The following is a 12,533-nucleotide window of genomic DNA, read 5'->3' as shown; positions in this document are numbered from 1 at the left end:
TCACTCTCCGGCGGGACTGGTTTTCTGGTTCAACCGATCGTATGGCGTAGGTCTGACATCGGATGACCCTTTTCGGTCACCGGACGTCACACCAGGGCGGCTACCGCCTCGACGCCCGAGGCCGGGTGTACGAGCGAGCGCAGTTTGTCCCGTGTCTCAGGATCGGTCGAGTAGATGACCGTGCCGACCATGCCCCGAGTGAGCAGCACCTTGTAGGTGTTGCGGATGAGCCTGGCGACGTCGGCGTCCGGGGTCGCCTTCGTGAAGGACGGATCCTTCGACGCGGTCCGGTCCACCACCCAGCGGTCCGTCCGCCAGACCAGGTCGGGCCCGATGATCACGCCCGACCAGTCGTACTCGAAGCCCTGCGCAGTGTAGACACAGCCGACCTGGCCGAATCCGGCCGGATCGGTGGCCCACAGAGGTGCCGGCGGAGCGCCGAGCACCGAGCGGTCGCCGTACAGGTTCCACGGCCGCGCCCAGTCCCCGATGACGACATCGGCGGGCAGCGACGGCATGTCCGGAGTGACCTTCGTCGTCCACTTCCAGCAGTAGCCGGCCGACATGCGCGCGCTGTAGCGGTCCACCTTCCGGCGTGCGAGGAGGAAGTCCTCAAGCTCCTGGGGGCTGTCGGCAGTCAGCAGTTGCACCTTGCCGTCCGGCTCCCAGACGGCCGGGTCGCCGCCCTCCAGCCCGAGGAGGTCGGCGACCCACTTCACGTACGCGTCGCTGCCGCCGCACCGGAACTGGCCGCCCAGCTCCACCACCGTGCAGTCCACCCCCTGCTCGGCGGCGGCCCGCTCGATCTCCTCCCTGGTCCCCATCTCGCCGGGCCGCACCACCTGGTGCTGGTCGAGCAGGAACACCGGCACCCTGGCCGCGTCGATCAGCTCCGCCACCTGCGGACGGTCGGTGCGCAGAGCTGCCTTGGTGTAGCGGTTGGCTGAGGTCTTGCGAAGCCGGTGCGCCTCGTCGCAGATCAGTACGTCGAGATCGTTCGGCTCGGCCTCCATGAAGCTGTTGAAGTACATGAACAGCTTCTGGACCTCGGGCTTCCGGGCCCCCGCGACCTTGCGCATCGTCTTGGTGAACGACTGCGAACCGGTCGCGTGCAGGGCGGTCTCCCCGCGCCGGTACAGCTCGCCCAGCAGCGACAGAGCGATCACACTCTTCCCGGAGCCGGGCCCCCCGGTCACCACGATCACCTGCTTGTGGTTGCCGCGCTTGGCCTTGCGTACGGCGGACAGCACCAGCTCGTACGCGAGCCGCTGCTCCGCGACGAGCACGAACTGCTCCCGGTCGCGGATCGCCGCCGCCGCGACAGCCATCAGCTGCTTCGAGGGCCCCACCTTGCCGTGGAGCAGCGCGTCCGCCGCCTCAGCGCCGGGCTTCGGGGCGAGCCGAGAGCGCAGGAAGTCGAGGAACGCGCCGCGCTGCTCCCCGGTGTACATCCGGCCCTGCTGATCCTCCGTGACTTCTCGCAGTCCGGCGATCCTGGACTCGGTCGCGTTGTGGAGGAACGCCACTCCGGCCAGGGACTTCGGCATCCGCTCCAGCGCCCCGTTGAACGACAGCAGATACTCGCAGTAGCCCCGGACCTGCTCGATGGGGTTGAGCACGGGCTGCGCGTACGCGTCGATGCGGCACAGCAGAGGCTCGTCCTCCTCCGGGTAGGCCGCGCTCCACTGCTTGAGCTCCACGACCACGTACGACGGTTCGCCGGTCGTCGGATGCACCCCGGCGAGTATCGCGTCCGCGCGCTTGCTGGTCAGGGGCAAGGAGTACTCCAACATCACCTCGACGTCACCGAGACCCGCTTCGACCAGCGCGTTGGTGAGGGCGGGGATGCTGCGCTCCCAGGACCGCACTTCGGAGTCTCCGGGGCGGCGACCGTGCTGGTGGACGAAGTTCTCGATCAGATGCAGCGCCAGCGACCCTTCGAGGATGCGGGCGGCCACGGACGCCGCGGACTCACGGAACAGCAAGAAACGCCCCCAGGCAGCACGAAGTAGCTCGTGCGGGTGGGGGCATGTCCTCTGAATGTCCGCTGAAGCGGAGCGGAAGCCCGGCGGGCCGCGATGATCCTCGTCATCCTAGGTCAGTGTGCAGATCACGTGGAGGGGGATTCCGGACTCCGCACGTCGTGTGCGGTGGCTCAGCGGCCCTGTCTGCTGCGTGCGTTGACCTCGGCGAGGAGTGCGCTCAGCAGCTCGTCCTGGCTCATGGGCCGGAGGTGACTCGGGTCCGCGTCCCATTCTCCCGCCCGCCGCCGAGTGGTCGGAGCCGGTAGGACGGTCCGTGGTGGTCCGTGACACGTCCCACGCGGTCGCGGGAGGTGTCACGGACTGCCTCCCGGATGGCGGGGGCCCTCTCGTCCTTCACCGGGCGATCCCGTTCATGATCACAGTGGCGAGCGCGTGGGCCACGGGCGCGGAGCAGACCCCGAGGTGGACGAGCGCGTACCGGGCCTCGCCTTCGCGGTCGTCGACCCAAGGGGTACGGATGTCCATCGCGGGGAGCTGGACGCCGGCCCGGGTGAGGGCGGCGGCTAGTGCGTCGCGGGCGTCCAGGGCCTCCTTGATCTTGGGTGAGGTGGCGTCAGTGGTCGGGCTGCTGTCCGGTCGCTGCTGCGACGTCATGGGCGCTGTCTCCTCGTGGGCTTGCGTTGTTTCCCTGACCCGGTGATGTGCGGTGAATTACTCTGTGTAGTCCGGGTGTTACGAGGATGCGCCCGAGTGTCGGTGCCTATGCCGTGGAATGGGGATGGGCTCCCCGCAGCACGGCGGTGGTTCCACACCTTCCACACCCAGCCCGCGCGAACGCCTCGGAGGGGAGCGCCATGCCGCAGCGACGAGTGATCAGTGGTCGCAGCCAGGAGCCACGCCAACGATTCGCGGAGGAGCTGCGGATACTGCGGACGGGCAGCGGGACGAGCCTGCGGCAGCTCGGGGAACGGCTGGGCTGGGACTGGTCCTTATTCGGGAAGATGGAGAAGGGCGAGACGCTCGGCAGTCCGGAGGTCGTCCAGGCGCTCGACACGCATTACGGGACGCCGGGGCTGCTGCTGGCGCTGTGGGAGCTGGCTGCGGGGGACAAGTCGCAGTTCCGGGAGCGGTACCGGCGGTACATGACGCTGGAGGCGGAGGCGGTGAGTCTGTGGCACTTCGCGGTGAGTGTGTTGCCGGGGTTGTTGCAGACGCCGGGGTATGCGCGGGAGGTGCTGGCGGCGGGCGGGAGTAGGGGGAAGGAGCTGGAGCAGCAGGTCGAGGCACGGATGGGCCGCAAAGACTTGCTGGAGGGGGAGGACGCGCCACCGTTCCGGACGATTCTGTCGGAGGCGGTGTTGAGGACGCCGCTGCGGGACACGGGGGAGTGGCTGGCGCAGCTGGAGTACGTGGCCGACGTGGCGGAGCGTCCGAATGTGACGTTGCACGTGCTGCCGCAGAGCGCGGGCATGCATGGCCTGGACAGCACTGCATTGATGTTCTTGCGACTTCACGGCGGGCGTACTGTGGCATACACGGAGAACGCGCACCGTGGCGAACTCATCGAGGAGAGCGCATCGGTTGAGCGACTGACGCGTGCGTACGATGCGATGCGCGACCTCGCGATGTCCCCGGCAGAGTCGCGGAAGTTCGTACTGGCCATGTTGGAGGAAGTACCGTGCGACGCATCGACCTGAGTGCCGCTACCTGGCGTAAGAGCTCCTACAGCAACTCGGATGGTGGCGAGTGCGTCGAGGTCTCTGACGACTTCGCCGCCACTGTGCCGGTCCGGGACAGCAAGAACCCCCACGGTCCGGCGCTCGTGTTCCCAGCTGGCGGGTGGTCCTCGTTTGTCGCGGCGGTCAGGGAGGGGCGCCTGAGCGTCTGAACGGCCAGCAACGGCCCCCTCGATCGGTCCAGATCGCGGGGGCCGTTGGCATCCTCGGGGACTACTTCTTCGTCGTCCGGCGTCCTCGCGTGGCGGCGGTCGGGCGCCAGGCGCGCAGGTCGTCGTCGGTGAGGCCGTGCCTGCCCTGCTCCATCTGCCGGTCACCCCGGAAGAACGCAGCCGGGGAGGAGCCGAAGGACGAGTCGAACTCGTCGTGCCACTGGTCCAGCCACGGCTGGAGTTCGAGGAGACCCGCCAGGAACGGAGTCGCTTCCTCGTCGGTCAGCGACTCGTGGGTGGCGATGTGCGTGGTGAGTGCGTACGCCTGTTCCCGGTGATCCCAGCCGGCCCAGCCGTACAAGGCGGGGGTGGCTGCGTTGGTCTGCCCGTACGAGATGAACCGCTCCTTGGGCACGTCCAGCTTTCCGCGTGCCCGCCAGAAGGAGGGGCGAAGGAAGTCGGCCGAGGTGTACTTCGGTGGTACGGGGATGGCGTCCCGGATCTTCCGCTTGGCCGGTTCGTCCTCGGCTGCGTCCTCTTGGCGCTGGAGGTCCCACACGTGTTCCCAGTCCGCGCGCTTCTTGAGCCCGGAGGGCTTGTAGCGCAAGGCGGCGAGGAACGGCACGTGCTCGGCGGTCATGAGCTCGGTGACGACAGCGGGCAGTTCCTTGCGGGGGGCGTAGATCTTAGAGACGGAGACGAAGTCCTCGTCGCGGGAGAGGCTGTCCGTGAGCCGAGAAAGCGTGATGAGGGCGGCCCTCCCGTTCTCGTCGAACCAGTGCGCGCCGTCTTCGATCCGGTCGAGCAGCCATGACTGGAGAGCCTTGTCCTGGAGGGCTTCCCAGCCTTCGGTGGCCCAGCGACGCTTGTACTCCGGCCGCTCGACCATGCCGATGGCGCGGGACGACTCGATGGCGTCGATCCGCTTCTGGACGACCTCGCGGTAGGCAGCGGGCCAGCGGGCAGGGATCTCGGTGATGGGCGTGGTCCCATGCCGCTTGAACCACTCGTCGCTGGCCTCGCCTGCGGCGACGCGGCGAGCGAGCACCATCTCGAAGGCGCGCTCGCCGAGGGCAAGTTCGGGGATGTCGGGGGAGCTGGGGTCCTCCGAGACACGCAAGTCCTCAGGGTGCAGGTGGTAGAGCGAGTACACCTGCCAGTCCAGCTCCTCCTGAAGCGCGATCACGCGTGCTCGCGTGGAGAGCCAGGTAGCGCGGGCCTCGCGGAGGAGGGGAGAGGTGGGGGTGTCCCCGGCAGCTACGGAAGAGGGGTTGTTGATGGTCAGTTGCTGAGCAAGGGCGTCCAGTGCGGTGGCGATGGAGGTGGGGTAATAGTCAGGAAGCGGGAATCGCTCGACGTTCGCACCGTTGAACTGATAGCGATTCTCCCACTCTTGATCCTGGAAGCCGCGCCCCAGCCCACTGCCTCCCTTGTTGTGGCAGGCCATCTTTAGCCAGAGTGCTCCAGTTGAGCTGTTCAAGACGCCAAGCAGATTTAGATGCTCCTCTTCGGTGGCATCCTTGCTCAACTTGATTACCGGCGCGGTCTGTTTGAAGACCTTGCCGCCTCGGTCTAGTGAGAAGTGATTGTGCGTTGCTACCTCTGCGAACGTGATGGAGAGGTCCGTCTCGTAGGCTGAAGCGGTGAACTGCATGTAGTCGAACCAGTTGAGGCCGGCATCCTTGATGTCGCCCTGGAATGTGCGTCGCGCCTCTAGAGTGCGGCGCATTGGCCAAAGCTCGGCTTCGATTTCAGTCTTGCTTAGCTCTTCTGTGTACGGATACCAGATTGCTTCGGTTGGCTGTTCAGTCCAGTCACGGACAACCTCGCCGACGACCAACGGTCGTAGCCCAGAGCGATCCGCAATCGTTTGGAAGGTATCGCGCAATGGGCGGACGTACGCCTCGTCTGCCCCAACCCTTACTCCTCGTCCGACTGGCGGCTCCACGGCTGCCTTCAGTCGTTTCGTGCTGGTGGAGCCGATCTGCTCGACCATCTCTAGGCCGCCATCGGTAAGAATCCATGGCTGCTTGCCGAAGTAACGTGCTCGCTCCAGATCATCCGAAGATACCCATTGGCTGGCCGATCCAGGCTCGTCGATCTGACCCATGATGGCGTTCCAGACCAAGCCGTCCTCGGCCCTTTCAGGAGCCGATGGCTCGCCTTGGACGCTTCGAACCGTACGGATCGTTGCCGAGCGGCTACTGCCGCCTCGGCCCTTTCCTATTAGGATGACCGTCGGCGTTCCGTGCCCTGGAATGTAAGCGCCCGACGTGTCGACGACCTCAGTCAACTCCACTTCGTGACCGAAGTACGACTCGATGAGCCGTGTGCCGAACTCCCTCTTCATGAACGAATTCGCTGTGATCTGGCCGACCATGCCGTACCCGAGTCCGCTCTCAAGTTTCCCGACCCTCGCTAGCTCGAAGAATCGCTGAGCGAACGGTACCGACAACGCGTAGGTCCCCGTGCACGCGTTGTACAGCCCCCGGTATAGCTCGTTGAGCTTCCCGTCCTTCACCGTGATGTACGGCGGGTTCCCCACCACCACGTGGTACCGCCCCGGCTCCAGAATCCCCGGGTGCTCGTGCACGTCCTCCGTCTCGTACTTGAAGTCAGCGAGCTCGTCCGCGCCCTCTTCCTCCAAGTCGTCGAACAGATTCCCCTGCTTGTGCCGGTGCTTGATCAGCGAGTCACCCACCGCCAGGTGGATCGGCCACTCGTACTTCGCGGCGTCCCCCAGCGTCCGCACCCCACTAGCCGCCATCGCCGCCACCAACAACCGGAATCGCGCAATAGCCACCGCGAACGGGTTCAGGTCCACCCCGTGCACCGAGTCCAGCGCCGCCCGCACCCGCTCGTGCAGGTCCTTGCCCGGCTGCCCGTCCCCCCACAGCCGCACCAACCGCCGAAACGCGCCCAACACAAAGTGCCCCGACCCGCACGTCGGGTCGATCATCTTCAGATCCTCGTAACCGAATTCCCTCACCGCAGGGTCCATCGTCCGGTCGAGGATGAACTCCTCCACGAACTCCGGTGTCTGGAGCAGCGCGTACGTCTTCCGGGCCGCCTCGCTCAGGTCCTGGTACAGGTCACCCAGGAATCGGGTGTCCCAGCCCTCCGTACCGTCGCCGTCCTCCTCCAGCACATCCGTGAAATCGTGGACGAGCGCACCCGCCTCGTCCCGCTCACGCCAGAAGTCGACCAAATCCCGCGCCCCGTCGTGCGACAACGGGATCTGGTACAGCGGATTGTGCCGCTGGTCGAACAGCAGCCGGCCCGCCTGCCCCGCGCCCAGCTCCTCGAAGGCGCGCTCGAGCCAGCCCCGGTACGTCGGGTCCTCCGACTTGGCCATGTAGTCCTCGTACCGGGCCAGGGCCAAGTCCCGGCGGTCCGCCCCCGGCGCCGTCAGGTACGGCTCCGGGATCAGCCCGTTGTCCTCGGTGAAGCGGACGAAGACCGACCCCAGCACCCACGCCACCGCGACCTGCGTCACGCGCTCGTCCAGCCACGTGTTCCACGTCGCCGCCGTACGCCCCAGCTTCCGTGCCCGGTCGTACTCGCCCTTCAGTCGCGCGCCGACCTCCGGGACCGCCTTCACCTGCTTGGCGAGGTCCGTCTCAACCGCTTTGACCTGTTGCTTCAGGTCGTTCAACAGGGCTTTGCGGTCGATCACTTGTTGTCTCCCTCGGTTCCATCCAGCTGCGCTGCACCCGACCGGTGGGCGTTCTTCACCCACGAGTCGGGAAGTTCGATCCATTCGCCCAGGCCCGCCTGGTACGCCACGGCCACGGACCCCAGCCGAGGCTCCCGCGCCGGGTCCGGCTGTGGCGCCAGCAGCCACAGCCCCCGCCCGCCCTGCCGCGCCGCCTCACCCAGCCGGTCCAGGACGCCCATCGCGTCGTACCGGGCGAACACACCCGCCTCCGTCAGGAGGACCGGCCCACTTCCTGCCCCCGGCTCCAGAAGCTCCCGCACGCGCGGCTCCACCGTGCCCCAGGCCGTTGTCGCGTACTCGGCGAACTTCAGCGCACCCCGTGAGCCCGGCTCGGCGACATCCGCCTTCAGCAGGGTCTCCCAGGTCGGCTTGGTGGCCGGCGGGACGAGGGCGTGCATGGACTCCAGGAAGAGTTCGGTCACGGAGACCGGCTGGGCACCGATCCGGGGGGCGGTGAGTTCCCGTACCGCGTCGACCGTACGGCCGTGGTGCACGGTCAGGACCCGGTAACCGTCCTGCCGCGCCGAGGATACGAGCCGTTCGTCGGCGCGGACCGCGCCTGCGAGGAGCGGGTCGTCCGAGTAGCGGGTCACCGCGCCGGTGTCGGTGGTCTGGCGCCAGGCACCGCTCGTCAGGTAGCTGGACGCGCTGTCCATCCGCGTCGGCAGGTAGCGCAGGGTCTTGGTGTCCTCGCGCGTGAACAGGGTGAGTTCGAAGCCGGCGTCACGCAGGGCCCTGGTCAGGGGGCCGCCGGTCGGCAGCTCGTGCGTCGAGCCGCCCCGGCCGTCCGGGACGACGAGCTCCGGGAAGCGGGCTCGTACGAGCTCGTGGATGTCCTCGCCCGTGAGGCCCGGCTGACGGGCCTCCGGCACGCCCGGGATCAGTCGGACCAGGCCGGCCTGGGTGAGCCGGAGGGCACGTACCAGGGGAAGGTCGCGGGGGTAGATCTCCAGGCGCGGTGTGGCCGCCGCGTTCGCCGAGGCGGCGGCGGCCAGTTCGACGAGGCGCCGTTCGTCCCACTCGACCAGGCCGGGGGGCGGGGTGAGCGCGCCCATCTCGTTCAGGACCGTGGTCGCGGTCGGCAGGGTCCCCTGGCGGGTGAGCCGGTCGGCCGTCCTGCCCAGGCGCATCGCGTAGTCGAGCAGGCCCGGGGCCGTCGGGGTGTCCGGTGCGTCGCCGTCCCGGACGTCCAGGGCGAGCAGGCCCGCGGCGAGGGAGTCCTCCGTGGCCTTGCGGTTGGGCTGGTGCTGGAACTCGGCCTCCTCCGGCTCGAGTTGCTCCACCTCCACCACGGCCCGTACGGCTGCCAGTGCGAGCGCGCGACGCTGCTCGCGCTCGGAGAGCTGCGTCCCGCGCCGTACGGCGAGGGCGTCGGCGATCTCGACGGCGGAGGCGACACGGCCGAGCCCCGCGAGGAGGTCCATGATCTCCTCGCGCAGAGCCTGCACCGCCGGGAGCTTCTTCCAGCGCTTGCGCTCCTCCTTCAGCATCTGCGGGATACGTCCCGCCGACAGATGGAGGGACTCCGCCACGTCCTTCTGCTTGGGCCAGACGCCGATGTCGGGCAGCTCGCCGCGCTCGTTGGGCAGCCGGAGCAGGAGCCGGACCATCTCGACCTTGTTGCTGTTGGAGCGGTTGTTGTTCAGCTCCGGCACGAAGATCGTGGCGAGGGTGTCCAGGCTGACCGAACGCAGCGCGTGACCTGTCAGGCCGCTCGCGCCCGCGCTCGCGGCGAGGGCGCCGAGCACCGCCGACTCGGTCACGGTGAGCTGGGCGAGCTCTTCCTTGGCTTCGGCCCGGCCCTTCGGGGTCAGCGGGGAGAGGGGCGCCTCGCTCAGCAGCCTGCCCCACTGGCGCTGGCGGCGCTGCACCTCGGTGCGGGTCTTGGTGCCGAGGCCGGGGGCGTTGAGGAGCTTGCTGCGGCTGTAGTCGAGGAGGCCGCCGACGGTGGTGATGCCGAGGCCGTACAAGAAGGACTCGGCGGCCGGGGTGAGGCCCGCGGACGACAGGTGCGTGTCCCGGGTGACCGCTGCGGCCAGCTTGTCGCGCTGCTGGTCGGCGGTGAGGGGTTCGGCATCCGCGATGACGGGCCCGCCGCCGGCCGGGGTCTGCTCGACGACCGGCTCGGGGTGGCGGGAGCGGTGGCTGGACGGCACCGTCTGCGAGGCGTCCAGGAAGATCTTCCGCCAGGCGTCCCGCATCGGCTTGAGCTCGGGGAAGCGCTTGGACGCGTCCCGGTGCAGGGCCTTCTGGAAGAAGGCCACCAGGCCGTCCCGCACGGCGGGTTCGAAGGCGTCGGCGGCGACGGCCGCGTGCGGGACTTCCTTCTGGTCCGTCATCCGAGGCAGCACGGAGCCGTCGCCCCACTTGGGCAACTCGCCGGAGGCCATCTGGTGCAAGGTGACCGCGACGGCGTATCGCTCGGCGTGCGAGTCGTACGCGGTACGGGTCAGGGTGCCGATGAACGGGTCGAGATAGCCCTCCGTACCGGCCTCGTACTCCTTCGCCGGGTAGCCCGCCAGCGAGAAATCGATCAGGACCAGCTCGCGGGTGCGGTTGGGGCGGATACGGATGGCGATGTTGTCCGGCTTGATGTCGCGGTGCCAGACGCTCTCGCCCTCCAGGAAGTCGACGGCGCCGAACAGGTAGTCGCCGTATGCCTCCAGCTGGTCCATCTGGAGCCGGCCCCGCTCGCGGAGCTGGCGTGCGACCGTCTCCTCGCGGCGACGGGGCCGGGTCCGGGTGCCGGTCTCGGCGGCCTCGGCGGCGTCGTCTGAGGCCTCGCGTTCGTCACCCACGTACTCCAGGGCAAGGACGGTGCGCCCCGCGATGCGCAGCGGCTCCGGCTCGACGAGCCGGATCACCCGGGAGTCCGGGCGCAGCCGGCCCATCACCTCGGCCTCTTGGACCAGCACGTCGCCGCGGCTGTCCGAGAGGCCCACCTTGAGCACCGCCAGCGGGCGCGTCCTGCGCGCCTCCGCCTCCAGGTCGCGTACGAGGAACGCCCGGCTGGTGGACCCGGTGCCCAGACGGCGGCGGACTTCCCAGCGACCGCCGAGCACGTCACCCGCCACGGCCTCCAGCGGGTCCTTCTCGGGGGTCTCGACTTCAGCTTCGGCTTCGACAGGTGCGGACGTCGGCGCCGTCAGGCCGTCCTCGACCAGCTCCAGCATCTCCAGGAACTCGTCCACCGAGGACAGGCGCTGGCCCGGCCGGTATGCGGTGGCTGCCTGGACCAGTTCGTCGATGTCCGGGGACATCCCGTCGACGAGGGAGCTGGGGCGCAGGCCCTCACCCGCCTCCAGGCGTGCGAGCAGCTCGGCCTGGCTCGCCGCCGGAGCCTTGCCCGTGACCAGCAGATAGGTGAGGACTCCGAGCCCGTACACATCCAGGTAGACGGGGTCGGCGCTGAGAGCGGTTAGCTCGGGGGCGAGATAGGGGTCGGAACCTTCGGACAGGTGCATCGCCGACAGGGCTGTGGGCGCGAAGCGGGTCATGACCTGGCCTGTGGCGCCACCCGAGCCGGAGCCGCGCTGCGTGGCGATCTGCCAGTCCGAGATCTCCAGGCGGGGGGTAAGCCAGGCGGCGTCCTCGCCGACGGCGTGCCCCTGGCGGCCACGGTCCCGTGGGATGACATGAACGGAGCGGGCGGCCAGCGCCCGGTGGTGGATCCGGCTGGAGTGCGCGGACCGCATCGTCTCGGCGAGCTGGCGGACGAGGGCCATCCGGCCGAGGATGTCGAGCTTCTTGCCGTGCTGGAGCAGGTATTCGTCGAGGCGGAGAGTGTGCGGGTGGTAGTCGAAGATCAGCGCCGGCCCCGCGGAGTGCCCGGACGGGAAGTACTGCTTCAGCCCCACGACTCCGGGGTGGCGGAACCGCTGGAGTACGGCTGCCTCGCGACGGGCGGCGTTCTCCACCGACCGCCGGAGGGTGGAGTCCGAGCCGCGCTCGCTCAAGTAGACACGGACGCGGGCGACTTCGGGCAGCTCGGTGTGGCCGGCCCGGTAGTCGGCCCATGTCGGACCGGAATCGAAGGACTTCCTCTCGAGCTGGTAGGGGCCGACCTTGTACTCGGCTTCGCTGCGCCGGATGCCGATCCGGTCGAGTGCTGTCTTGATTTCGCGCGAGTCGACAGCCGTGATCCGGCGCCTTTCGTCGCGCGGCGGCTGCTGGAGCATGGCCACCAGCTCGGCGACGGTATGGACACCGTTCTGGTCGTGCGCCGGCAGCCGAACCCGCAGGCCTCCGTCGGTGAAGCAGACCGCCTCGCCCACCCACACCCGCCTGCCGTTCTGGCCGAGCAGCGTGGCCAGTTCCTTCGCCTTCTTGTTGACGAGGTGGAGGGGGTTTCCGTGGGGGCGAAGGTGGCCGCCGGGTGTGGTCTGGATCCAGGTGCCGTTCTCGCTGGTCACGGAGCCGTGCCAGTCCTTCAGCTCGATCATGCATACGCCGCCGGGGGCGACGACGAGCAGATCGACCTCGCGGACGTGTCCGGTGTTCGCGGTGAAGGTGAAATTCGACCAGGCCCGCCAGGGGTCGGAGTCCGGCAGCTTCTCCCGGATGGCTTCCAGACCGCGGTGCTCATGGTCGAACTCGGACTCGGTGACCGTGGTCCACCGGCCTTCCCGCATGTGCTGTCCCCGCCCTTTGATTCCGTGCCGAGTGGGTGTCCGCTCCCGGGCGCCCGTGCCGTTCCACCGCCGGTCCGACCAGGTCGCAGACCCCGTGAATCCTAACCGTGAGCACTGACACCGGAGGTGTCCTCGATGAAGCCGCGGGGGCATGGGGATGATTACCGAAAGGTCGGTACTACGTCCCGAACTGGCTATATCTGGGTAAATGGGACGTTATCTTTGCGCTCTGGCTGCGAGGCAGTCCGGGGGCGTCGGGGTTCCACTGGGCGCGGCTGGGTGACCGCGCCGTCCTCGAGCGTGGCGACCTG

At 68.4% G+C, this 12,533-nt stretch carries 6 protein-coding genes; 2 read left to right on the top strand and 4 right to left on the bottom strand.

Features of this window, described 5'->3' with window-relative positions; genetic code table 11:
- Positions 1–86: 86 nt before the first annotated feature.
- Positions 87–1,985 carry a DNA/RNA helicase domain-containing protein gene (locus tag ACFVH0_RS12895; protein WP_385819601.1) on the bottom strand — a complete coding sequence of 633 codons (1,899 nt, stop codon included), beginning with the start codon at positions 1,983–1,985 and terminating at the stop codon, positions 87–89.
- A gap of 393 nt (positions 1,986–2,378) precedes the next feature.
- Entirely contained in the window at positions 2,379–2,639 is a 261-nt protein-coding gene (locus tag ACFVH0_RS12890; RefSeq protein ID WP_385819600.1) for a hypothetical protein, read from the bottom strand.
- Between the two features lie 200 nt (positions 2,640–2,839).
- On the opposite strand from ACFVH0_RS12890, the gene ACFVH0_RS12885 reads away from it, so the two are divergent.
- Entirely contained in the window at positions 2,840–3,682 is an 843-nt protein-coding gene (locus tag ACFVH0_RS12885; RefSeq protein ID WP_385819599.1) for a helix-turn-helix domain-containing protein, read from the top strand.
- Positions 3,664–3,873, top strand: coding sequence for a DUF397 domain-containing protein (locus tag ACFVH0_RS12880; protein WP_385819598.1), 210 nt, complete (start codon positions 3,664–3,666; stop codon positions 3,871–3,873). The genes ACFVH0_RS12885 and ACFVH0_RS12880 overlap by 19 nt, the downstream gene beginning before the upstream one ends.
- Before the next feature lie 61 nt (positions 3,874–3,934).
- Here the strand turns inward: ACFVH0_RS12880 and pglX are convergent, their stop codons facing one another.
- Together pglX and pglW are read right to left on the bottom strand one after the other, a co-directional pair.
- A complete protein-coding gene (gene pglX / locus ACFVH0_RS12875; protein WP_385819597.1) occupies positions 3,935–7,549 on the bottom strand; it encodes a BREX-2 system adenine-specific DNA-methyltransferase PglX in 3,615 nt (1,204 codons plus the stop codon).
- Entirely contained in the window at positions 7,546–12,222 is a 4,677-nt protein-coding gene (gene pglW / locus ACFVH0_RS12870) for a BREX system serine/threonine kinase PglW (RefSeq protein WP_385819596.1), read from the bottom strand. Before pglW ends, pglX begins: the two co-directional genes overlap by 4 nt.
- Positions 12,223–12,533 lie beyond the last annotated feature (311 nt).

The sequence above is a fragment of the Streptomyces sp. NPDC127117 genome (assembly GCF_042677325.1).
In the GTDB taxonomy this organism is placed as follows: Bacteria; Actinomycetota; Actinomycetes; order Streptomycetales; family Streptomycetaceae; genus Streptomyces.
The sequence above is the reverse complement of the archived record's forward strand: the minus strand, read 5'-3'. Positions and strand labels throughout refer to the sequence as shown.

Excerpts from the sequence above, each read along its gene's own strand:
- ACFVH0_RS12890 (WP_385819600.1), bottom strand. The coding sequence starts at position 2,639 with ATGACGTCGCAGCAGCGACCGGACAGCAGCCCGACCACTGACGCCACC.
- ACFVH0_RS12885 (WP_385819599.1), top strand. The coding sequence starts at position 2,840 with ATGCCGCAGCGACGAGTGATCAGTGGTCGCAGCCAGGAGCCACGCCAA.
- pglW (WP_385819596.1), bottom strand. The coding sequence starts at position 12,222 with ATGCGGGAAGGCCGGTGGACCACGGTCACCGAGTCCGAGTTCGACCAT.